Here is a 21,528-nt window from a genome sequence, read left to right as displayed (position 1 = left end):
CCCGCTCCCACAGGGGGTGTTCAGTGTCTGGAGGATTGTGGCTAGCGGACGACGCCCTCTTCGATCAGGAGTTTGAGAATCGCGTCCGCCCCGGCCTGCGCGGTCACGCCTTTGAGCACCTGCCCACCGCCACCACTGGCCTTGGCGGTGGCAGCTTTCATGCGGTCAGCGCCGCTCTTGGCCTTGATCACCTTCAGGCGTTTCGGCCGTGGCTTGGCCGGTTGCAACGTGGCAACCGCCAGCAATTCATCATCCAGCACCTCCACGTCTTCGGCGTTCAACACGCCACGCTGCGCCGGGCCATACGCACTCTGCCGCGGCTTGGGTGCGGCGTTATCCACAGCCGCCAGAAACGGCAGGCGCACCTTCAAGCGCCGCCGCTGCCCACGGGGCAAGGCTTGCAGCACCAGCGCCGAACCGTCGGTGATCGACTCGACCTGCGCCAGCCCCACCACCAACGGCCAGCCCAGCCCTTCGGCGAGCAGGAACGGCAACATGCCCGAGCCCTCACCGGTTTCCGCCTGACTGCCGGTCAGCACCACCTGGGCGCCGGCATCGCGTAGATACGCGGTCAGCGCCGGCAAGGCGTCGGCGCCAGCGGGTTGCTCCAGTACATGCAGCTGTTCCAGGCCCATGCCCAGATAGGCGCGCAGCGCCGGTTCCGCGACATCCCCGGCATGCAGCACTTGCAGGTTATCCCCAGCCAGTTGCAGACCCAGTTCCACGGCGCGGGCGTCCTGTTCGGCGCGGCGTGGCCGGCCCGACGTCGGGTGCGCACCGATGGAAACCAGACTGATGATCTTTGTGCTCATAACCCGTTCCTTAAGCCGCATCGCGCTTGGCTTCGTTGCGGTAAGCCGCTACCGCCGCGATCAACGCCTGAAGAATTTCTGCGCTTTCGCCAATCACCGAAAGATCGGCGCGTTTGATCATGTCGCAACCGGGGTCGAGATTGATCGCCACCACCTTGTCGCAGGCACCAATGCCCTGCAGGTGCTGGATCGCCCCGGAGATACCCACAGCCACATAAACCCGCGCGGTGACCCAGGTACCGGACGCACCGACCTGCCGATCACGCGCCATGAAGCCATCGTCCACCGCCACCCGCGAGGCGCCTTCGGTGGCGCCGAGCGCCGCCGCGGTCTGGTGGAACAGTGCCCAGTCCTTGACCCCGTTGCCGCCGGAGAAAATGAATTCGGCCTCGGCCATCGGAATCGCCGCCGGATCCACCGCTACCGCGCCAAGATCCTCGATCCGCGACAGGCTGCGCGCAACCGTTGTGGATAACTCCACTGGCAGGGCTTCGTGACGGGTTTCGCTGACCGGTTCTGCGCATTCGGCGGAAGCCAGAATCAAGCGTGCGACCGGCCGCGCCAAATCTTGCAGGCCCGCACCGGCACGGCCGATGCATTGCTGATCCTTGACCTGCCACACCCGCGTCGCCGGGCGTTCGCCCAGTGCCGCGGCAAAACGCCGACCGAGTTCACCGCCACCGCTGCGGCTGTCCGGCAGCAGCCAGTGGCGCGGGTTGAACTGGTTATCCACAGCCCGCAGGCCCTGCACCCGTTGCTCCGGTGCATAACCGCTGAATTGGTCGCCCTCCAGTACCAGCAAGCGATCAACGCCGGCCGTGGCGAAGGCGTTCTCTTTGTGTTCGCCAAACACCACCGCCAACACCGCACCGTCGTTGCCGGCCAGTTGATGAGCGAGGCCGAGCAAGTCGCGGTCGTGGCTGCTCAAGCGACCGCCGACCATGTCCGGCACCACGCTGATGTAGAACGCCGGGGCCGGTACCTGATGCAGCGGCAATTGCACTGCAACCGTGGCCGAGCGTTTGACCACCCCGCCCTGTTGCGCGCCGCTGCGGTCGATCCGTTTGATGCCGTTGGGACCGATGAAACCGATGCCGTGCAGGTTCTTGCGGATGACGCCGTTAGGCCCCATCCAGCTGTGTTGCGCCGGTTGCATCGCCGCGTGCAGCGGGTGCAGGCGGTTACGCGCAATCCATTCGGCGCGTGGGTCGCGGCGGATAATGTCGCTCATCAGTGGGCCTCCGCAGGTTCACGTTTGGCCGGTGCAGTCGGCTTGCCTGGCGCGGCGTCTTCGAGCAGCGCATCGGCCACCAGCTCGGCGATGTCCTTGATCAACGGACGCGGTTCGACCACGCCTTCGAGCATCGCCGTGCACTGTGGACAACCCACGGCCACCAGCTCGGCGCCGGTCTCGCGGATGTCGTCCATGCGCATGTCGGGAATCCGCTGCTTGCCCGGAATATCGGTGATCGGCGCGCCGCCACCGCCGCCGCAGCAGCGCGAGCGGAAGCCGGAACGTTGCATCTCTTTGACCTCGATGCCGAGGGCGCGCAGCACTTCACGCGGCGCCTCGTACTCGCCGTTGTAGCGACCGAGGTAGCACGGGTCGTGATAGGTCACGCTGTTGCCTTTGTGCTGACCGAGGTTCAGCGCACCGGCCTGGATGATCTCCGCCATGTAGCTGCTGTGGTGCTGGACGAGGTAGTTGCCGTCGAAGGCGCCGTACTCGTTTTTCAGCACATGGAAGCTGTGTGGATCGCAGGTGACGATGCGGTTGAAGCTGTATTTGGCCAGGGTCTGAATATTGCGTTTGGCGAGCAACTGAAAGGTCGCTTCGTCACCCAGACGACGGGCCACGTCGCCGCTGTCGCGCTCTTCCAGGCCGAGTACGGCGAAGTCGATTTTCGCGGCTTTCAGCACTTTGACGAACGCGCGCAAGGTGCGCTGGTTACGCATGTCGAAGGCGCCGTCGCCGACCCAGAACAACACGTCGGTGGATTTCTTTTCGCTGAGCAGATTGAGATTCAGATCCGCCGCCCAGTTCATCCGCCCGCCCGGGGCGAAACCGCCGGGGTTGTCGGTGGCGATCAGGTTCTCGAGAACTTCGGCGCCCTTGTTCGGGGTCGCACCTTTTTCCAGCGTCAGGTGGCGGCGCATGTCGACGATGGCATCGACGTGCTCGATCATCATCGGGCACTCCTCGACGCAGGCGCGGCAGGTGGTGCACGACCACAGGGTCTCGGCATCGACCAGACCGTTGACGATCGGTTGATGCGGATTGCCGCTGTGTTCGCCAATTGGCTTGCCCGGATACGGGCTGCCGGCGAAGTTGGCATCGGTGCCGCCAGCGAGGCCGACGACCATGTCCTGAATCAGCTTTTTCGGGTTCAGCGGCTGGCCGGCAGCGAAGGCCGGGCACGCCGCTTCGCACTTGCCGCACTGCACGCAGGCGTCAAAACCGAGCAACTGGTTCCAGGTGAAATCCTTGGGTTTTTCCACGCCCAGCGGTGCGGATGGATCGTTGAGGTCCAGCGGTTTCAAACCGGTGGAGCGACCGCCGCCAAAGCGTTCGGCGCGGCGGTGCCAGGCCAGGTGCAGCGCGCCGGCGAACGCGTGCTTCATCGGCCCGCCCCAGGTCATGCCGAAGAACAATTCCGACACGCCCCACAAAACCCCGAGCCCGAGAATCGCCGCGAGCAACCAGCCGCCGAAGTTCTCCGGGAGGATGCCGGCCACCGGCAGGGTCACCAGGAAGAACGACGCGGAGAACGCCAGCAGGCTTTTCGGCAGGCGCATCCACGGGCCTTTCGACAGGCGTGCCGGCGGATTGAGCCGGCGCCGGTAGACGAAGATCGCGCCGACGAACATCACCGCCGTCATCAACAGCAACGCGTAACCGAGGATGCGGTTATGCAGGCCGAAACCGTGCACCAGAATCGCCAGCACGATCGACGCCACCGCGCCGCCCGCCGTGGCGACGTGGGTGTTGGCGATGTATTTGTCCCGCGCCACCACGTGGTGCAAGTCGACCATGTAGCGCTTGGGCATGGCGAACAGGCCGCCGAGCAGATCGACCTTCGAGGCCCGGCCCCGACGCCACATGGCCACCCGCCGCAACGCGCCCAGCACCGCAAGGGCCAGGGCTGCGAACAACAGGATTGGAAGAAGGGTGTTCAACATAGGTGTTGCTCCCAAAGACCTCGGGTCTTGCAGGTCGAGTTGCCTTACTCGGTCACTGTGGGAGCGAGCTTGCTCGCGAAGGCGGACTGACATTCAACATCGATGTCGACTGATCCACCGCTTTCGCGAGCAAGCTCGCTCCCACAGGGTTGTGTGCAAGCCTTTAGAAGTCTTTACACAGTCTGAGCGCGTCATAGATCGCGGCGTGGGTATTACGCTGCGCAACGCAGTCGCCGATACGGAACAGCAAGTAGCCGTCGCCGGTGGTACTCAGCGATGGCTGCGGCTTGATCGCGAACAAGGCATCGATGTCGATCTGCCCCTTGTTGCGCGAACCGTCCTTGAGTCCGTAATACAGCTCTTCATCCGGACGCACGCCGTTTTCCACCACCACCTGATCAACCACCCGCTCCTCTTTGGCGCCGGTGTATTCGTTCTCCAGCACCGCCACCAGCTTGTCGCCTTCGCGGTAGACCTTCTCCAGCATCATGTCGCCGGTCATGATCACTTCTTTCGGGTACATGCTGCGGTAGTAAGTCGGGAACGACGTCCCGCCGATGGCCACGCCCGGCTTGATGTCGTCGGTGACGATCTCGACCTGGCTGCCCTTGTCGGCGAGGAAGTCGGCGACCGACATGCCGGTGAACTCGCAAATGGTGTCGTAGACCAGCACGTTCTTGCCCGGCGCCACCTTGCCGTCGAGCACGTCCCAACTGCTGACCACTAATCCTTCGGCGGCGCCCCAGTGCTCGTTCTGCTCGAGGAACGGATGCCCACCGACCGCCAGCACCACCACGTCCGGACGCAGATCGAGAATGGTTGCTGCATCGGCCGCTGTACCCAGGCGCAGGTCGACTTTCAGCCGCGCCAGCTCCAGTTGGAACCAGCGGGTGATGCCGGCGATCTGGTCACGCTGCGGCGCTTTCGACGCGGTAGTGATCTGCCCACCGATGAATTCTTTCTTCTCGAACAGGGTCACGTCGTGGCCCCGTTCGGCCGCCACCCGCGCAGCTTCCATCCCGGCCGGGCCGGCACCGACCACCACGACTTTGCGTTTCGGCCCGGTGGATTTCTCGATGATATGCGGCACGCCCATGTATTCACGGGACGTCGCGGCGTTCTGGATGCACAGCACGTCCAGACCCTGGTACTGGCGGTCGATGCAGTAGTTGGCGCCGACGCATTGTTTGATCTGGTCGACCTGGCCCATCTTGATCTTGGCGATCAGGTGCGGGTCGGCGATGTGCGCGCGGGTCATGCCGACCATGTCGACGTAACCACCTTCAAGGATGCGCGTGGCCTGGTTCGGGTCCTTGATGTTCTGCGCGTGCAGCACCGGCGCTTTCACCACTTCCTTGATCCCGGCCGCCAGGTGCAGGAACGGCTCCGGTGGATAACTCATGTTGGGGATCACGTTGGCCAGGGTGTTGTGGGTGTCGCACCCTGAACCCACGACACCAATAAAATCGATCATGCCGGTGTCGTCGTAATACTTGGCGATCTGTTTCATGTCCTCGTGGGACAGGCCGTCCGGGTGGAATTCGTCACCGCAGATACGGATGCCGACGCAAAAATCGTCGCCGACTGCCTTGCGCACAGCCTTGATCACTTCGAGGCCGAAACGCATGCGGTTCTCGAAGCTGCCGCCCCACTCGTCAGTACGCTTGTTGACGCGCGGGCTCCAGAACTGGTCGATCATGTGCTGGTGCACGGCAGACAATTCGACGCCGTCCAGGCCACCGGCTTTGGCCCGTGCCGCAGCAGTGGCGTAGTTGCCGATCACCCGCCAGATTTCTTCCGGCTCGATGGTCTTGCAGGTCGCACGGTGCACCGGCTCGCGGATGCCCGACGGCGACAGCAGGGTCGGCCAGTGCTCGCCGTCCCAGCGCGAGCGACGGCCCATGTGGGTAATCTGGATCATGATCTTGGCGCCATGCTTGTGCATGGCGTCGGCCAGATTCTGGAAGTGCGGGATGATCCGGTCGTCTGCCAGGTTCACCGATTTCCACCAGCCTTGCGGGCTGTCGATGGCCACACTGGAAGAACCGCCACAGATCGCCAGGCCGATGCCGCCCTTGGCTTTCTCTTCGTAGTATTTGACGTAGCGGTCGGTGGTCATGCCGCCGTCAGTCGCGTAGACCTCGGCGTGCGCGGTGCTGAGCACGCGGTTGCGGATGGTCAGTTTGCCGATCTGGATCGGCTGGAACATTGCTTCGAAAGCCATGGCGGGCTCCTCGACTTACAACGGCTTGACGGTGAACAGGCCGTCGTCGTGGCCTTCTTCGGAGCCACCGTAGACTTGCTCGGCCACCGTACGAATCTTGCTGCCACGTGCAGCGAGGATCTGATCCATGGCCCCGGCAAACCAGCCGGTGAACATGTAGTCGACCTTGCGCCCGACCTTGCCGTACACATAGACGAATGCCGAGTGTTCGAGCTTGACGCTGGCGGTGCCTTTGTCGAGGTCGATGTCCTGAATCTTGAACAGGCCCCAGCCGCGTTGCGACAGGCGTTTCATGTAGTGTTCGAACACCGCGACGCCTTCCAGGCCGTGGCATTCGGCTTCTTTTTCACACCAGTGCCAAGCGGACTTGTAGCCAGCCTTGTAGAGGATTTCGGCATAGGCTTCGGCGCCCAGCACTTCCTCGATACCCATGTGGTTATTGACGAAGAAATGCCGTGGCACATAGAGCATCGGCAGGGCGTCGGAGGTCCAGACACCGGTCTCGCTGTCGACTTCGATTGGCAATTGCGGGGCGATCTTGGCCATGGAAACTTAACTCCAGAAAAATTTAGATTCAGTGTTGGCCGCAGCCCTCACCCCAGCCCTCTCCCCGAGGGAGAGGGGGCAGATCGGCGGCGGTCTTGAGTAAGCGTTACTCGCCCCAGACGTCTTTGAGGACGTTGACCCAGTTCTCGCCCATGATCTTGCGCACCACGCGCTCGGAGTGGCCGCGCTTGAGCAGGGTTTCGGTCAGGTTCGGGAACTCGCCGACGGTGCGGATGCCCAGCGGGTTGATGATCTTGCCGAAGCTGGTCAGTCGACGGGCGTAGCCCTTGTCGTGGGTCAGGTATTCAAAGAACTCCTGGCCGTGACCCTGGGTGAAGTCGGTGCCGATGCCGATGGCGTCTTCGCCGACAATGTTCATGGTGTATTCGATGGCTTCGGCGTAATCGTCGATGGTCGAATCGATGCCCTTGGCGAGGAACGGCGCGAACATGGTCACGCCGACAAAACCACCGTGGTCGGCGATGAACTTCAGTTCAGCATCGGACTTGTTGCGCGGGTGCTCTTTCAGACCCGACGGCAGGCAGTGGGAATAGCAGACCGGTTTTTTCGATTCGAGGATGACTTCTTCGGAAGTCTTGGAGCCGACGTGGGACAGGTCGCACATCACGCCGACGCGGTTCATCTCGGCGACGATTTCGCGACCGAAGCCCGACAGGCCGCCATCACGCTCGTAGCACCCGGTGCCCACCAGGTTCTGGGTGTTGTAGCACATCTGCACGATGCCGACGCCGAGCTGCTTGAACACCTCGACATAGCCGATCTGGTCTTCGAACGCGTGGGCGTTCTGGAAGCCGAAAAGGATGCCGGTCTTGCCCTGCTCCTTGGCGCGACGAATGTCGGCGGTGGTGCGCACCGGCATCACCAGGTCGCTGTTTTCGCGGATCAGCTTCTGGCTGGCGGCGATATTGTTCACGGTCGCCTGAAAGCCTTCCCACACCGACACAGTGCAGTTGGCCGCCGTCAGACCGCCCTTGCGCATGTCTTCGAACAGCTCGCGGTTCCATTTGGCAATGATCAGACCGTCGATAACGATGCTGTCGGCGTGTAATTCGGCTGGGCTCATCAGGCGTCCCCTTATTGGCGATTCATGCGCCGAATCGTCTGCCGGCGCTTTGGGGCCAGCATATGCCTCGGTGCCGGGGCGACCGGGTGCAAAAACGACAGGGGAATTGCCGAAAGCGTCAATCCGCGACAAAGCGTCATCAGGCGACCCGACCAGCCACCTGTTCAAGCCCGCAAGCTTGAGCCAGAATCTGGCGCATCTTGGATACACCACTGGATTAGAGCGGCGACATCAATGAAATCGATCTTCCTGGCCTTGGCACTGATTGCGACCGGCGTACACGCCGCCGAAGACACCGACAACAACCCGTGCGACGCGGTGGAAAACGACGTCCAGACCCTGGAATGCTCGACCTACAGCCGCACCACCGCCGAAGACCTGCTCAAGGACAACTACGCCAGCCTCAACGAACGCATGCAGGCCACCTACGGCAAAAACGCCGCGCAACTGGCCGACATCACCGCAAAACTCAAAACCGCCCAGCAACAATGGCTGAAAACCCGCGACGCCGATTGCGCGGTAGAAGCGTTCCCCGCCACCGAAGGCAGCAAGGCGTTCAAGATTGCGCAGAATGACTGTGTGGCGCGGATGAGTGACGAACGGTCGGAGTTTTTGGAGTCGATTGGGCAGGAGTGATCCTGGAAGTTCGGCAACATGCCGACAAACGTTGTTGATTGGCCGACTGGGAAATATAAGTAAAGATTCGAAAATCTTATAAAAGACTTATATTTCCAACGCCATGAATCCACCTGCCGACATCCAGATCATCAAAGATGCCGAGGGCAACCCGGCCTTCGTAGTCATACCCTACGCTCAATACGTCGCGCAGAAAATGCAGCCCGATCTGATCCCGCATGAGGTGGTGAGCCGCATGGTTGACGGGGCGACACCGATCCGCGCGTGGCGCGAACACCTGAACCTGACTCAGGAAGAAGTGGCGAAACGTCTGGGAATTTCCCAGCCGGCGTTCGCTCAACAGGAAACGGTAGCGAAGCCACGCAAGGCAACCCGCGAGAAAATTGCCTCAGCGTTCGGCATCACCGCCAATCAGCTTGAGTTGTAGGCTGCCCTCTTTATTCAAAGGAATTCCCATGAACATCTGCGGCATCGAAATCAAAGGCAGCGAAGCGATCATCGCCGTGGCCTCCCTTGACGGGGCAACGCTGAGCCATGTGGCGCTCAACACCAAGAAAATCGCCCTCGACGATGATGACGAGGCGGCCAACGTCAAACGCTTCGCGGCGCAGGTTGCTTCGTTTGTGCGCGAGCATTCGATTGACCGGATTGCGATCAAGAAGCGCAGCAAGAAGGGTGAGTTTGCCGGTGGGCCGACCACGTTCAAGATCGAGGGTGTGTTTCAGTTGCTGGACGGGTGTGAGGTGACGTTGTTGTCGCCGCAGACGATTAATGCGCAGGCCAAGAAGCACAACTTTGAGCTGCCGGGTACGCTGAACAAGTATCAGCATGAGGCTTACAAGGCGGCGTGTTCGGCGTTGGTGAAGAAGTAAGCGTACTGTCAGGCAACATAAAACCAATGTGGGAGCGGGCTTGCTCGCGAATGCGGTGGATCAGTCAACTCATGTTTCGACTGACACTCCGCATTCGCGAGCAAGCCCGCTCCCACATTGGGTTTTGGTGCGCCCATCAAGCCTGTACGGTACGCCGGTCTTCCCGGGGGCAGCGGGCGAAGCGTGCCCGGTAACTGCGGGTGAAATACGACGGTGATTCAAACCCGCAGGCGATGCTGACTTCGAGCACGCTCATGTCGGTCTGGCGCAACAGCTGCCGGGCCTTTTCCAATCGCAGACGCAGATAGAAATTGCTCGGCGTGTCGTTCAGGTGCAGCCGAAACAAACGCTCTAGCTGTCGCCGCGTCACCTTGATCGATTCCGCCAATTGCAGTGTGGTCAGCGGTGGTTCGCTGTGTTGTTCCATCTCGCCAATCACCTGCACCAGTTTCTTGTTATTGATGCCGTAACGTGTAGCGACTTCCATGCGCTGGTGGTCTTTGCGCGGACGAATCCGCCCCAGCACGAACTGCTCGCTGACCTGGATGGCCAGTTGCGGGCCATGAGCCTGGGCGATCAGATCGAGCATCAAGTCGATGGACGCCGTGCCGCCCGCCGAGGTGATACGCCGCCGATCGATCTCGAACAGCTCCTGGGTCACGCTGAGCTGTGGATAAGATTCCTTGAACGCATCGATGGCTTCCCAGTGCAGGGTCAGGCGATGACCGTCGAGCAGGCCGGCCTCCGCGAGCACGAAACTGCCGGTGTCGATGGCGCCGAGGGTCACGCCTTCGTTGTCCAGCCGGCGCAGCCAGTGCTCAAGGGTTGGCGTGGCGAACTTCAGCGGTTCGAACCCGGCGACCACCAGCAGCGTCGCGCCCTTCTTCAGCGGCTCCAGCGCCGCGTCGGCATTGACCGACATGCCATTGCTCGCCAACACCGCCCCGCCGTCGGCGCTGAGCACATGCCAGCGGTACAACTCGCCGCGAAAGCGGTTGGCCACCCGCAGCGGTTCGATCGCAGAGATGAAGCCGATGGCGGAAAACCCCGGCATCAGCAGAAAGTAGAAATCCTGGGACATGTGCGCACTCGGTTAGCGGGTAGCGTGAATCGTTGATACGCCGTTTGGCGTCGGCGTTCAAGCGCACAGGTCGCTACAGTGCAAGAGCCAGTCGCCGCAGTGCGCTTTCAAGGGCGTCCAGCTGCGTAACTTGGCATCACCGGCGCGCAGATGCCGGAACTCACAATAACGACCTGCCGAGGAACCCGACATGAAACGACTGATCAGCAGCTGCGTTCTTGCACTCAGCGGTACCGCTTTCTTGAGCGCCAGCGTCATGGCGGCCGAACCCGCGTCGTGCCAGAACGTGCGCATGGGCGTGGTCAACTGGACCGACGTGATCGCCACCAGTGCCATGACCCAGGTGCTGCTCGATGGCCTCGGCTACAACACCAAACAAACCAGCGCCTCCCAGCAAATCATCTTCGCCGGGATTCGCGATCAGCGGCTGGACCTGTTCCTCGGCTACTGGAACCCGCTGATGACCCAGACCATCACCCCGTTCGTCGACGCCAACCAGGTCAAAGTCCTTGAAGCACCGAGCCTGAAGGACGCCCGCGCGACCCTCGCCGTGCCGACTTATCTGGCCGACAAGGGCCTGAAAACCTTCGCCGACATTGCCAAATTCGAGAAGGAACTGGGCGGCAAGATCTACGGCATCGAACCGGGCTCGGGCGCCAACACCCAGATCAAGGCAATGATCGCCAAAAACCAGTTCGGCCTCGGCAAGTTCCAGCTGGTCGAGTCCAGCGAAGCCGGGATGCTCGCCGCCGTCGACCGCGCCGTACGCCGCAAGGAGGCCGTGGTGTTCTTCGGCTGGGCGCCGCACCCGATGAACGTCAACGTGAAAATGACTTACCTCACCGGCAGCGACGACGCCCTCGGCCCGAACGAAGGCATGGCCACGGTGTGGACCGTCACCGCGCCGAAATACGCCGAACAATGCCCGAACGTCGGTCGCTTGCTGAGCAACCTGACGTTCACCGCCGAAGAAGAGAGCCGGATGATGCAGCCGCTGCTCGATCACAAGGACGCCTTCGAATCGGCCAGGCAATGGCTCAAGGACCACCCCGAAGACAAGCAGCGCTGGCTCGACGGTGTGACCACCTTCGACGGCAAACCGGCGGCTGAAAACCCGCAACTGACCAGCCAATAACGCACCCCGAATCAACCCTTCGCAGCCTGAAAAAGGGCTGCGAACAGACCCATCACGCCTGAAGGAAACCGCACCATGAACCACGACGTCATCATCACCTGCGCACTCACCGGTGCTGGCGACACGACCGCCAAGAGCCCGCATGTGCCGGTCACCCCGAAACAGATCGCTGCCGCCGCCGTGGAAGCCGCCAAGGCCGGTGCCACGGTTGTTCACTGCCATGTGCGCGACCCGCAGACCGGCAAGTTCAGCCGTGACGTGGCGCTGTACCGCGAAGTGATGGAGCGCATCCGTGAGGCTGACGTCGACATCATCGTCAACCTCACCGCCGGCATGGGCGGCGACCTGGAAATCGGTGCCGGCGAGCACCCGATGGAGTTCGGCCCGAACACCGATCTGGTCGGCCCGCTGACCCGTCTGGCCCACGTCGAAGAGCTGCTGCCGGAAATCTGCACCCTCGATTGCGGCACGCTGAACTTCGGCGATGGCGACACCATTTACGTCTCGACCCCGGCGCAACTGCGCGCCGGCGCCAGGCGCATTACCGAGCTGGGGGTGAAGGCCGAGCTGGAGATTTTCGACACCGGTCACCTGTGGTTCGCCAAGCAGCTGATCAAGGAAGGTTTGCTCGACAACCCGTTGTTCCAACTGTGCCTGGGCATCCCGTGGGGCGCGCCGGCTGACACCACCACCATGAAAGCCATGGTCGACAACCTGCCGGCCGATGCGGTCTGGGCCGGGTTCGGCATTGGCCGGATGCAGATGCCGATGGCCGCGCAAGCGGTACTGCTCGGCGGCAACGTGCGGGTCGGCCTGGAAGACAACCTATGGCTGGACAAGGGTGTGCTGGCAACCAATGGCCAACTGGTCGAACGCGCCAGCGAGATCCTCAGCCGCCTCGGCGCCCGGGTGCTGACCCCGGCTGAGGGCCGCAAGAAGATGGGCCTGACCCAGCGCGGCTAAATCATCACTCATTTCCCCCCTGTGGGAGCGGGCTTGCTCGCGAAGGCGGTGGCTCTGCCCATAAAAATGCGTCGGATGTACCGGCCTCTTCGCGAGCAAGCCCGCTCCCACAGGATTCTGCGAATTCTTTCAGGAAATCACCATGAGCTTTATCACCAACATCAAAACCTTCGCCGCCCTCGGCAGCGGTGTCATCGGCAGCGGCTGGGTCGCGCGCGCCCTCGCCCATGGCCTCGACGTGGTGGCCTGGGACCCGGCGCCTGGCGCTGAAGCCGCGCTGCGCAAACGCGTAGCCAATGCCTGGGGTGCGCTGGAGAAAAACGGTCTGGCGCCCGGCGCCTCGCAGGATCGCTTGCGCTTTGTCGCGACCATCGAGGAGTGCGTGCGCGACGCGGATTTTATTCAGGAAAGCGCTCCGGAACGCCTTGAACTGAAACTGCAACTGCACAGCAAAATCAGCGCAGCGGCCAAGCCCAATGCGCTGATCGGCTCCAGCACCTCGGGCCTGTTGCCGAGCGAGTTCTACGAGAGCTCGACCCACCCGGAACGCTGCGTGGTCGGCCATCCGTTCAACCCGGTTTACCTGTTGCCGCTGGTGGAAGTGGTCGGCGGCAAGCACACCGCACCGGAAGCGGTGCAAGCGGCAATGAAAGTCTACGAATCCCTCGGCATGCGTCCGCTGCATGTGCGCAAGGAAGTACCGGGATTCATCGCCGACCGTCTGCTCGAAGCGCTGTGGCGTGAGGCGCTGCACCTGGTCAACGACGGCGTGGCGACGACTGGCGAGATCGACGACGCGATCCGCTTTGGCGCCGGTCTGCGCTGGTCATTCATGGGCACTTTCCTGACCTACACCCTCGCCGGTGGCGATGCCGGAATGCGTCACTTCATGTCGCAGTTCGGCCCGGCGTTGCAGTTGCCGTGGACCTATCTGCCGGCACCGGAACTGACCGACAAGCTGATCGACGATGTGGTCGATGGCACCAGCGACCAGCTCGGCCGCCACAGCATTTCCGCGCTGGAGCGCTATCGTGATGATTGCCTGCTGGCGGTGCTGGAGGCGGTGAAGACCACCAAGGAGAAGCATGGAATGAGTTTCAGCGAGTAATCCTTGCTCAGCAGTTCCGGCCCCTTCGCGAGCAAGCCCGCTCCCACAGGTGAGCGCATTCCAATGTGGGAGCGGGCTTGCTCGCGAAGACGGCAGCCCAGCCACCATCAATGTTGGATCTGACACCATGCCCAGCCTCACCACCTACCAAACCCGCATCATCCCCGACTGGGTCGACTACAACGGCCACCTGCGCGATGCCTTCTACCTGCTGATTTTCAGCTACGCCACCGATGCCCTGATGGACCGTCTCGGCATGGACAGCAACAACCGCGAAGCCAGCGGTCATTCGCTGTTCACCCTCGAACTGCACCTCAATTATCTGCACGAAGTGAAGCTCGACGCCGAGGTCGAAGTGCGCACGCAGATCATCGGTCACGACAGCAAACGCCTGCACCTCTATCACAGCCTGCACCTTCCCGGCGACGACAAGGAACTGGCCGGCAACGAGCAGATGCTGCTGCACGTCGATCTCGCCGGCCCGCGTTCGGCGCCTTTCACTACGGACACCCTGAGCCGCCTGCAAGCCATCATCGCCGAGCAGTCCGATTTACCCGCCCCCGCCTATGTCGGTCGCATCATCGCTTTGCCACCGGCACGGTAAGCATGCGGCACGCAAAAAAAGCCCCGATACAAGCCGTGACAGGATCGGGGCAGAGGGTACTGTTGAGGAGCTGCCAGTCGAGGGTGACCAAACCGTCGTGTAGCGAGCTGAGGCCAGTGTGCCCACTCCCCTGGGCGGTCAGTTAGCCGAAAACGACCTGTTCATAGCCGTCGCAGCCACTGCGACAAATCGCCCTTGCCGTCACTTCCCGTGCCTACCAGAATCGAGCCACGACCTCCGTTACCGAAGAAGGATGCGCGCCATGATGTACGCCGATTTGATCGATCAGGAAGACCTGTTGGGCCAGCTCAAGGCATTGGGTTTCGAAGTGCCGTCGGGCGCTACCGCTGAGCAAGCCTGCGAATACGCCGTGCGGGGGCTGGACGACGTTCGGGCGAACACGTTGCGTACGATGGTCAAGCAGATGTACACCAGCAGCGCGACTATTTTGCCGGCAGTGCGTGAGGCTTTTGATAAACAGTTACTGCCAGCACTGGCGCAGTACCAGCAGACCCGCAGCGCCTGACGAGCAACTGTGGCGAGGGAGCTTGCTCCCGCTGGGCCGCGAAGCGGCCCCAAACCGGCAGATGCACTGTTCCAGATAAATCGCATTCGCAGGTTTTACGAGCGCTTCGCGCTCGAGCGGGAGCAAGCTCCCTCGCCACAAAAACTTTCCGGTCTACAACCTAACGCTGGCAAACGTCGACTCATTACGCGCCTGACTCAACGCCGACAGCGGCCCCGACAACGGCGACATCACGATTGCCTGCGGCAGTGGCAGCATCGCCACTTGCTGGGTGGTGTTGGAGCCTACGCGTTCGTCACGCGGTGGAATGCCGAAGTATTCGCGATAGCACTTGGAGAAGTGCGGGGTCGAGACGAACCCACACACCGACGCCACTTCGATGATCGACATCGGCGTCTGCTTCAGCAGTTGCCGCGCACGGATCAGGCGCAGCTTGAGGTAGTAGCGCGATGGCGAGCAGTGCAGGTATTTCTGGAACAGGCGCTCCAGTTGGCGACGCGACACGGCGACGTACACCGCCAGCTCGTCAAGGTCGATCGGCTCTTCCAGATTGGCTTCCATCAGCGCGACAATTTCCTGCAGCTTCGGCTGGTTGGTGCCGAGCATGTGCTTGAGCGGCACACGCTGGTGATCCTGCTCGTTGCGGATACGCTCGTAGACAAACATTTCCGAGATCGCAGCAGACAATTCACGGCCATGATCGCGGCTGATCAGGTGCAACATCATGTCCAGCGGCGCGGTGCCGCCGGAGCTGGTGAAACGGTTACGGTCGAGGGTGAACAGACGAGTGCTCATCGCCACGCGGGGGAAAGCTTCCTGCATCGCCGCCAGACATTCCCAGTGCACGCTGCAATCGAAACCGTCGAGCAGACCGGCGCAAGCCAAAGCCCAGCTGCCGGTGCACACGGCGCCGAGACGTTTCGATTGACGGGCCTGGCTCTGCAACCAGGACACGTGTTCACGGGTCACGGTGCGTTGAATGCCAATGCCGCCGCAGACGATCACGGTGTCCAGGGGCGGGGCTTTGTGCATGGAGGCATCGGGGGTGATTTGCAGACCGTCACTGGCCCACACCTGGCCGCCATCGACCGTCAGGGTGCTCCAGCGATACAGCTCACGACCGGACAATTGGTTGGCCATGCGCAGGGGCTCAACTGCGGAGGCCAGAGAAATCAGCGTGAAATTGTCCAGCAGCAGAAAGCCGATGGATTGAGGCGCACGGTTCTGGGGTTGGGCCCCGGAGTTGAACGACGTCATCGCGGTATCTCCTCACACAAAGCGGGTGATGGCCTCAGGCGGAGGCTCTTGTTATTGCCGGCGTTCTCGCATGGGAGACGGGCTTTGTTATGACAGAGCAATTGCCATGCCTAAAATTGAATGGCTGTTCAATAACTCCTGAAAACGACGTCGCGACGTGTCTATTCAAGACGTCCGACGAAAGGTATTTCGAAGTGCCATCAGCGGCGGTGAAAGCCCTGCCCCGCTGCCTGTGAGCAGATCGGTAGCACTTGTGGGAACAGGCTTGCGCGGGGTTGTTTCAGAGTGTCACCGCAGGCACGGGTGACGGACGGTAGGGGGTGCGAATGGCGCACTGTGGGTGGGAAACACTCTTATCTGATTGCGACGCGCCAAAAGGTGGCGCGATTTGATTAGCGTGTTCACTTGGTGAGCAGTTTTGACTGGTCTGGCCCCTTCGCGAGCAAGCCCGCTCCCACATTGGAACCGGGTGTTCACAAATTCTGTGTTCACTGTAGATCCACTGTGGGAGCGGGCTTGCTCGCGAAGAATTCCACTCGGTATTGCTGATTCAGCACTCAACCGCACTGACCGCCAACCCACCACGTGACGTCTCCTTATATTTGTCATGCATATCCGCGCCGGTATCACGCATGGTGCGGATCACCCGGTCTAGCGAGATGAAGTGCTGACCATCACCACGCAAGGCCATCTGCGCCGCGTTGATCGCCTTCACTGCGGCAATCGCGTTGCGCTCGATGCACGGCACCTGCACCAGTCCACCCACCGGATCACAGGTCAGGCCGAGGTTGTGTTCCAGGCCGATTTCCGCCGCGTTGCACAGTTGCTCCGGCGTCGCGCCCAAAATCTCCGCCAGCCCCGCCGCCGCCATCGCGCAGGCCGAACCGACCTCGCCCTGGCAACCGACTTCGGCACCGGAGATCGAGGCGTTCTTTTTGCACAGAATGCCCACCGCCGCCGCGCCCAAGAAGTAGTCGACCACGTTGGCGTCGGTGACCGCTTCGCTGAACTTCATGAAGTAGTGCAACACCGCCGGGATGATCCCCGCTGCGCCATTGGTCGGTGCGGTGACCATGCGCCCACCCGCCGCGTTTTCTTCGTTGACCGCGAGGGCAAACAGGTTGACCCACTCCATGGCACTGAGGGTCGAGCCGATCACGTTGGGTTTGTTCAATTCCTGCAGGCTGCGATGCAGCTTGGCCGCGCGCCGCCGCACATTCAAACCGCCAGGAAGAATGCCTTCGTGCTTGAGGCCCTGCTCGACGCAATCCTGCATGGCCCGCCACAACTTCATCAGCCCGGCACGGATTTCCTCTTCGCTGCGCCAGACCTTTTCGTTGGCCATCATCAATTCGGCGACGCGCAGATTGTTCTGCTTGCACAGCTCCAGCAGCTCCACCGCGCTGGAGAAGTCATAAGGCAATTCGGTGCGATCCAGATCGACCACGCCGCTGGATGCCTGCGCTTGATCCACGACAAATCCGCCACCGACCGAATAGTAGGTGTCGCGATGAATCTCGCCGTGATCGCCTTCGGCAATCAGGGTCATGGCGTTGGGGTGGAACGGCAGGTTCTCGTCGATCAGACGCATGTCGCGGGCCCAGACAAACGGCACCGACAAGCGCCCATCCAACAGAAGTGTGTGAGTTTCGCGCAGCGCCTGAATCCGCGGGCCGATCTGCGACGGGTCGATTGCGTCCGGCCACTCGCCCATCAGGCCCATGATCACTGCGTTGTCGCTGCCGTGCCCGATACCGGTGGCCGACAGCGAACCGAACAGTTGCACTTCTATACGCCGTACCTGCTCCAGCAGGAATTTGTCGCGCAACGACTCGACAAACAGGGCGGCGGCGCGCATCGGGCCGACGGTGTGAGAACTGGACGGACCAATGCCGATCTTGAACAGGTCGAAAACGCTGATAGCCATTGCTGCAGAGCTCCTGAGGATGCCGTTCCCGGGCATTAAGCGCCCGCTGGCGGAGCTGCTACGCTCAAGCTGCGATCCGCCGGAATGCCCGCATCATCAGGCTTTTGCCGGGGCGCTCGGCGTCTGACACCGACGCACTCATGCCCACCAACGCCGTGCCGGTTTTCTCCCGTGTTTTCGCCGTTTTTATGCGGTTCAGATGGCCAGACGGGGCAGAAAAAAGCTGTAAACGACGTCACTGACACTGGATGCGACCATCCCTGTACTGGATACGACCCACCCTGTAGGCGTCAGATTTTCACTGGTACATGATCGTTATGACTCGATTGCAAGGCGCCGTGGTAGAGCTGTCTCCAGAACGCCATCCAACCGCAACCTATAAGTGCGGTGGTCCAGTCGGAACACTGCCAAAAAAAACACCAAGGAGTCCATCCATGAAAGGTTCCCCGTCGTTGTTGTTGGCCGCCATGCTGAGTCTGCCGTTACTGGCTCAAGCTGCAGAACCCGCTCAGTGCAGTACCGTGAACTTCTCCGATGTCGGCTGGACCGACATCACCGCCACCACCGCCACCACCTCGGTGGTGCTCGATGCGCTCGGCTACAAGACCAAGACCACCATGATTTCCGTGCCCGTGACCTACAAGTCGCTGGCCGACGGCAAGAACATGGACGTGTTCCTCGGTAACTGGATGCCGACCATGGAAAACGACATCAAGGCCTACCGTGACGCCGGCACCGTGGAAACCGTGCGCACCAACCTCAAGGGCGCCAAGTACACCCTCGCCGTACCGCAGGCGCTGTATGACAAAGGGCTGCATGACTTCGCCGACATCGCCAAATTCAAGAAAGAGCTCGATGGCAAGATCTACGGCATCGAGCCTGGCAACGACGGCAACCGCCTGATCCAGAGCATGATCGACAAAGACGCCTTCGGTTTGAAAACCGCCGGCTTCAAGGTCGTCGAATCGTCCGAAGCGGGCATGCTCTCGCAGGTCGATCGTGCGCAGAAACGCGACACCGCCGTGGTCTTCCTCGGCTGGGCGCCGCACCCGATGAACAAGCGCTTCAAGATTCAATACCTGACCGGCGGCGATGACTTCTTCGGCCCCGATTTCGGTGCTGCCACCGTGGCGACCAACACTCGCAAGGGCTACAGCACCGAATGCAGCAACGTCGGTCAGCTGCTGAAAAACCTGGAGTTCACCGTCGACATGGAAAGCGAACTGATGGGCAACATCCTCGACGACAAGATGAAGCCTGACGCGGCCGCCAAGGCCTGGCTGAAAAAGAATCCACAGGTGCTCGATACCTGGCTCGCTGGCGTGACCACCATTGACGGTAAACCAGGCCTGGAGGCCGTGAAAGCCAAGCTCGCACAGTAATTGCCTTACGCCGGGCGAGTTCGCTCGCCCGGGCTGTTTATTCCTTGCATGCGGACGTTCACTACCATGCTGATTGATCAGAAAATCCCTTTAGGCCAGTACATCGCGGGCTTCGTTGAATGGTTGACGCAACACGGCGCCAGCACCTTCGACGCAATCGCCGTGACACTGGAAACGATGATCCACGGCGTGACGTTTGCGCTGACCTGGTTCAATCCTTTTGTGTTGATCGGCCTCATTGCCCTGCTCGCACATTTCATCCAGCGCAAATGGGGGCTGACTGTTTTTGTGATTGCCTCGTTCCTGCTGATCCTCAACCTGGGGTACTGGCAGGAAACCATGGAAACCCTCGCCCAGGTCATGTTCGCGACCCTGGTCTGCGTGGTCATCGGCGTGCCGTTGGGCATCGTCGCCGCGCACAAGCCGATGTTCTACACTTTAATGCGTCCGGTACTCGATCTGATGCAGACCGTACCGACCTTCGTTTACCTCATTCCTACCCTGACCCTCTTCGGGCTGGGTGTGGTGCCGGGCCTGATCTCCACGGTGGTGTTCGCCATCGCTGCACCGATCCGCCTGACCTACCTGGGCATCCGCGATGTCCCGCAAGAACTGATGGACGCCGGCAAGGCCTTCGGCTGCTCGCGTCGCCAATTGCTCTCACGGATCGAACTGCCTCACGCCATGCCGAGCATCGCTGCCGGCATCACCCAGTGCATCATGCTGTCGCTGTCGATGGTGGTGATCGCGGCACTGGTGGGCGCCGACGGACTCGGCAAACCGGTGGTCAACGCACTGAACACTGCTGATATCGCCCTGGGCTTCGAAGCAGGCCTGGCGATCGTACTGCTGGCGATCATGCTCGACCGTATCTGCAAACAACCCGACGCCAAAGCAGGGGGTGACGCATGAGCATAATTCGCTTCGAAGACGTCGACGTAATCTTCTCCAAGGATCCACGCGAGGCGCTCAAGCTGCTGGATCAGGGCATGACGCGTAACGAGATCCTGAAAAAGACCGGACAGATCGTCGGTGTGGAAAAAGCCACGCTGGATATCAACAAGGGCGAGATCTGCGTGCTGATGGGCCTGTCCGGCTCCGGCAAGTCGAGCCTGCTGCGCTGCATCAACGGCCTCAACACCGTGAGTCGCGGCAAGCTGTTCGTCGAGCACGAAGGCAAGCAGATCGACATCGCCTCCTGCACCCCGGCCGAGCTGAAGATGATGCGCACCAAACGCATCGCCATGGTGTTCCAGAAGTTCGCCCTGATGCCGTGGCTGACGGTGCGCGAGAACATCAGCTTCGGTCTGGAAATGCAGGGTCGCCCGGAGAAGGAACGGCGCAAGCTGGTCGACGACAAGCTCGAACTGGTCGGCCTGACTCAATGGCGCAACAAGAAGCCCGATGAACTCTCCGGCGGCATGCAGCAGCGTGTCGGCCTGGCCCGGGCGCTGGCGATGGACGCCGATATTCTGCTGATGGACGAACCGTTCTCGGCACTCGACCCGCTGATCCGTCAGGGCCTGCAGGACGAACTGCTGGAGCTGCAACGCAAGCTGAGCAAGACCATCGTGTTTGTCAGTCACGACCTCGACGAGGCGCTCAAACTGGGCAGCCGCATCGCGATCATGAAGGACGGCCGGATCATCCAGTACAGCGTGCCGGAAGAGATCGTGCTCAATCCGGCGGACGACTATGTGCGCACCTTCGTGGCCCACACCAATCCGCTCAACGTCCTGTGTGGCCGCAGCCTGATGCGCACGCTGGACAACTGCAAACGCATCAACGGTTCGGTGTGCCTCGACCCGGGTGGCGATTCGTGGCTGGATCTGGCCGAAGGCAACACCATCAAAGGCGCGCGGCAGAACGGTTCGGTGCTGAACCTGCAGAACTGGGCACCGGGGCAAGCGGTGGAAGCGCTGGAGCGCAAGCCGACACTGGTGGATTCGAATATCGGCATGCGCGATGCGCTGCAGATTCGTTATCAGACCGGCAACAAACTGGTGCTGCACGACAACAATCATGTGGTGGGGATTCTTGGCGACAGCGAGCTGTATCACGCGCTGCTGGGCAAGAACCTGGGGTAAGAACCTCAGACACAAAAACGCCGCGAGAGGATCGCGGCGTTTTTGTTTATCGGAATACAGGGCGTTCAGCGTTGGAGCTGATGGCCCCTTCGCGAGCAAGCCCG

At 61.5% G+C, this 21,528-nt stretch carries 20 protein-coding genes; 11 read left to right on the top strand and 9 right to left on the bottom strand.

Annotated features, from left to right (window positions below; translation table 11 throughout):
* Positions 1-41: 41 nt before the first annotated feature.
* The 6 genes from etfB to JFU48_RS09485 all read right to left on the bottom strand — a co-directional run bounded on the left by etfB (position 42) and on the right by JFU48_RS09485 (position 7,846).
* A complete protein-coding gene (gene etfB / locus JFU48_RS09510; RefSeq protein WP_201136392.1) occupies positions 42-812 on the bottom strand; it encodes an electron transfer flavoprotein subunit beta in 771 nt (256 codons plus the stop codon).
* Between the two features lie 10 nt (positions 813-822).
* Entirely contained in the window at positions 823-2,043 is a 1,221-nt protein-coding gene (gene etfA / locus JFU48_RS09505) for an electron transfer flavoprotein subunit alpha (protein WP_201136391.1), read from the bottom strand.
* Positions 2,043-3,992, bottom strand: a complete 1,950-nt coding sequence (gene dgcB / locus JFU48_RS09500) for a dimethylglycine demethylation protein DgcB (protein ID WP_201136390.1) — start codon at positions 3,990-3,992, stop codon at positions 2,043-2,045. The genes etfA and dgcB overlap by 1 nt, the downstream gene beginning before the upstream one ends.
* 163 nt (positions 3,993-4,155) lie before the next feature.
* Positions 4,156-6,216: a dimethylglycine demethylation protein DgcA gene (gene dgcA, locus JFU48_RS09495; protein WP_003228979.1), complete on the bottom strand. Its 2,061-nt coding sequence runs from the start codon at positions 6,214-6,216 to the stop codon at positions 4,156-4,158.
* Positions 6,217-6,231: 15 nt separating this feature from the next.
* The gene (locus tag JFU48_RS09490; protein WP_003228980.1) at positions 6,232-6,762 is read right to left on the bottom strand and encodes a DUF5943 domain-containing protein; all 531 of its coding nucleotides are present in this window, start codon (positions 6,760-6,762) and stop codon (positions 6,232-6,234) included.
* Positions 6,763-6,868: 106 nt separating this feature from the next.
* Complete coding sequence (locus JFU48_RS09485; protein ID WP_126367160.1) at positions 6,869-7,846, bottom strand: dipeptidase; 978 nt, start codon at positions 7,844-7,846, stop codon at positions 6,869-6,871.
* Positions 7,847-8,080: 234 nt separating this feature from the next.
* Between JFU48_RS09485 and JFU48_RS09480 the strand changes: the two genes are divergently transcribed.
* The 3 genes from JFU48_RS09480 to JFU48_RS09470 all read left to right on the top strand — a co-directional run bounded on the left by JFU48_RS09480 (position 8,081) and on the right by JFU48_RS09470 (position 9,354).
* Positions 8,081-8,482 carry a lysozyme inhibitor LprI family protein gene (locus JFU48_RS09480; RefSeq protein WP_003228981.1) on the top strand — a complete coding sequence of 134 codons (402 nt, stop codon included), beginning with the start codon at positions 8,081-8,083 and terminating at the stop codon, positions 8,480-8,482.
* A gap of 103 nt (positions 8,483-8,585) precedes the next feature.
* Positions 8,586-8,909, top strand: a complete 324-nt coding sequence (locus JFU48_RS09475) for a helix-turn-helix domain-containing protein (protein ID WP_201136389.1) — start codon at positions 8,586-8,588, stop codon at positions 8,907-8,909.
* A 28-nt stretch (positions 8,910-8,937) separates the two neighbouring features.
* The gene (locus JFU48_RS09470) at positions 8,938-9,354 is read left to right on the top strand and encodes a DUF3010 family protein (protein WP_064589572.1); all 417 of its coding nucleotides are present in this window, start codon (positions 8,938-8,940) and stop codon (positions 9,352-9,354) included.
* A 136-nt stretch (positions 9,355-9,490) separates the two neighbouring features.
* Here JFU48_RS09470 and JFU48_RS09465 read toward each other — a convergent pair whose 3' ends face one another.
* Complete coding sequence (locus tag JFU48_RS09465; RefSeq protein ID WP_201136388.1) at positions 9,491-10,435, bottom strand: GlxA family transcriptional regulator; 945 nt, start codon at positions 10,433-10,435, stop codon at positions 9,491-9,493.
* A gap of 190 nt (positions 10,436-10,625) precedes the next feature.
* Here JFU48_RS09465 and JFU48_RS09460 point away from each other — a divergent pair, with 190 nt between their 5' ends.
* The 5 genes from JFU48_RS09460 (at position 10,626) to JFU48_RS09440 (ending at position 14,771) form a co-directional block, all read left to right on the top strand.
* The gene (locus tag JFU48_RS09460) at positions 10,626-11,570 is read left to right on the top strand and encodes a choline ABC transporter substrate-binding protein (RefSeq protein ID WP_201136387.1); all 945 of its coding nucleotides are present in this window, start codon (positions 10,626-10,628) and stop codon (positions 11,568-11,570) included.
* A 75-nt stretch (positions 11,571-11,645) separates the two neighbouring features.
* Entirely contained in the window at positions 11,646-12,533 is an 888-nt protein-coding gene (locus JFU48_RS09455) for a 3-keto-5-aminohexanoate cleavage protein (protein ID WP_103484867.1), read from the top strand.
* Positions 12,534-12,675: 142 nt separating this feature from the next.
* Positions 12,676-13,641, top strand: coding sequence for an L-carnitine dehydrogenase (locus JFU48_RS09450; protein ID WP_201136386.1), 966 nt, complete (start codon positions 12,676-12,678; stop codon positions 13,639-13,641).
* 127 nt (positions 13,642-13,768) lie between these two features.
* The gene (locus JFU48_RS09445; protein ID WP_201136385.1) at positions 13,769-14,245 is read left to right on the top strand and encodes a thioesterase family protein; all 477 of its coding nucleotides are present in this window, start codon (positions 13,769-13,771) and stop codon (positions 14,243-14,245) included.
* 262 nt (positions 14,246-14,507) lie between these two features.
* Positions 14,508-14,771, top strand: coding sequence for a hypothetical protein (locus JFU48_RS09440; protein ID WP_003228989.1), 264 nt, complete (start codon positions 14,508-14,510; stop codon positions 14,769-14,771).
* Between the two features lie 153 nt (positions 14,772-14,924).
* Here JFU48_RS09440 and gbdR read toward each other — a convergent pair whose 3' ends face one another.
* Together gbdR and JFU48_RS09430 are read right to left on the bottom strand one after the other, a co-directional pair.
* Positions 14,925-16,028 carry a choline metabolism transcriptional regulator GbdR gene (gene gbdR / locus JFU48_RS09435; protein ID WP_201136384.1) on the bottom strand — a complete coding sequence of 368 codons (1,104 nt, stop codon included), beginning with the start codon at positions 16,026-16,028 and terminating at the stop codon, positions 14,925-14,927.
* Positions 16,029-16,578: 550 nt separating this feature from the next.
* Positions 16,579-17,955 (bottom strand): L-serine ammonia-lyase, encoded by a 1,377-nt coding sequence (locus tag JFU48_RS09430; protein WP_003228991.1) that lies wholly within the window; start codon positions 17,953-17,955, stop codon positions 16,579-16,581.
* A 434-nt stretch (positions 17,956-18,389) separates the two neighbouring features.
* Between JFU48_RS09430 and JFU48_RS09425 the strand changes: the two genes are divergently transcribed.
* From JFU48_RS09425 to choV, 3 genes are all read left to right on the top strand, one after another.
* A complete protein-coding gene (locus tag JFU48_RS09425; RefSeq protein ID WP_003228992.1) occupies positions 18,390-19,337 on the top strand; it encodes a choline ABC transporter substrate-binding protein in 948 nt (315 codons plus the stop codon).
* A 66-nt stretch (positions 19,338-19,403) separates the two neighbouring features.
* Positions 19,404-20,249 (top strand): choline ABC transporter permease subunit, encoded by an 846-nt coding sequence (gene choW, locus JFU48_RS09420; protein WP_003228993.1) that lies wholly within the window; start codon positions 19,404-19,406, stop codon positions 20,247-20,249.
* A complete protein-coding gene (gene choV / locus JFU48_RS09415; RefSeq protein ID WP_003228994.1) occupies positions 20,246-21,424 on the top strand; it encodes a choline ABC transporter ATP-binding protein in 1,179 nt (392 codons plus the stop codon). The genes choW and choV overlap by 4 nt, the downstream gene beginning before the upstream one ends.
* Positions 21,425-21,528 lie beyond the last annotated feature (104 nt).

Origin of the sequence: Pseudomonas sp. TH49, assembly GCF_016650625.1 — a bacterium.
GTDB classification, from domain to species: domain Bacteria; phylum Pseudomonadota; class Gammaproteobacteria; order Pseudomonadales; family Pseudomonadaceae; genus Aquipseudomonas; species Aquipseudomonas fluorescens_H.
Note: the sequence above shows the minus strand (reverse complement) of the source record. Positions and strands in the feature narration are given on the sequence as shown.

What these genes read in the sequence shown, in the direction of transcription:
- etfB (WP_201136392.1), bottom strand. Translation starts at nt 812, where the DNA reads ATGAGCACAAAGATCATCAGTCTGGTTTCCATCGGTGCGCACCCGACG.
- etfA (WP_201136391.1), bottom strand. Translation starts at nt 2,043, where the DNA reads ATGAGCGACATTATCCGCCGCGACCCACGCGCCGAATGGATTGCGCGT.
- dgcB (WP_201136390.1), bottom strand. Translation starts at nt 3,992, where the DNA reads ATGTTGAACACCCTTCTTCCAATCCTGTTGTTCGCAGCCCTGGCCCTT.
- dgcA (WP_003228979.1), bottom strand. Translation starts at nt 6,216, where the DNA reads ATGGCTTTCGAAGCAATGTTCCAGCCGATCCAGATCGGCAAACTGACC.
- JFU48_RS09490 (WP_003228980.1), bottom strand. Translation starts at nt 6,762, where the DNA reads ATGGCCAAGATCGCCCCGCAATTGCCAATCGAAGTCGACAGCGAGACC.
- JFU48_RS09485 (WP_126367160.1), bottom strand. Translation starts at nt 7,846, where the DNA reads ATGAGCCCAGCCGAATTACACGCCGACAGCATCGTTATCGACGGTCTG.
- JFU48_RS09480 (WP_003228981.1), top strand. Translation starts at nt 8,081, where the DNA reads ATGAAATCGATCTTCCTGGCCTTGGCACTGATTGCGACCGGCGTACAC.
- JFU48_RS09475 (WP_201136389.1), top strand. Translation starts at nt 8,586, where the DNA reads ATGAATCCACCTGCCGACATCCAGATCATCAAAGATGCCGAGGGCAAC.
- JFU48_RS09470 (WP_064589572.1), top strand. Translation starts at nt 8,938, where the DNA reads ATGAACATCTGCGGCATCGAAATCAAAGGCAGCGAAGCGATCATCGCC.
- JFU48_RS09465 (WP_201136388.1), bottom strand. Translation starts at nt 10,435, where the DNA reads ATGTCCCAGGATTTCTACTTTCTGCTGATGCCGGGGTTTTCCGCCATC.
- JFU48_RS09460 (WP_201136387.1), top strand. Translation starts at nt 10,626, where the DNA reads ATGAAACGACTGATCAGCAGCTGCGTTCTTGCACTCAGCGGTACCGCT.
- JFU48_RS09455 (WP_103484867.1), top strand. Translation starts at nt 11,646, where the DNA reads ATGAACCACGACGTCATCATCACCTGCGCACTCACCGGTGCTGGCGAC.
- JFU48_RS09450 (WP_201136386.1), top strand. Translation starts at nt 12,676, where the DNA reads ATGAGCTTTATCACCAACATCAAAACCTTCGCCGCCCTCGGCAGCGGT.
- JFU48_RS09445 (WP_201136385.1), top strand. Translation starts at nt 13,769, where the DNA reads ATGCCCAGCCTCACCACCTACCAAACCCGCATCATCCCCGACTGGGTC.
- JFU48_RS09440 (WP_003228989.1), top strand. Translation starts at nt 14,508, where the DNA reads ATGATGTACGCCGATTTGATCGATCAGGAAGACCTGTTGGGCCAGCTC.
- gbdR (WP_201136384.1), bottom strand. Translation starts at nt 16,028, where the DNA reads ATGACGTCGTTCAACTCCGGGGCCCAACCCCAGAACCGTGCGCCTCAA.
- JFU48_RS09430 (WP_003228991.1), bottom strand. Translation starts at nt 17,955, where the DNA reads ATGGCTATCAGCGTTTTCGACCTGTTCAAGATCGGCATTGGTCCGTCC.
- JFU48_RS09425 (WP_003228992.1), top strand. Translation starts at nt 18,390, where the DNA reads ATGAAAGGTTCCCCGTCGTTGTTGTTGGCCGCCATGCTGAGTCTGCCG.
- choW (WP_003228993.1), top strand. Translation starts at nt 19,404, where the DNA reads ATGCTGATTGATCAGAAAATCCCTTTAGGCCAGTACATCGCGGGCTTC.
- choV (WP_003228994.1), top strand. Translation starts at nt 20,246, where the DNA reads ATGAGCATAATTCGCTTCGAAGACGTCGACGTAATCTTCTCCAAGGAT.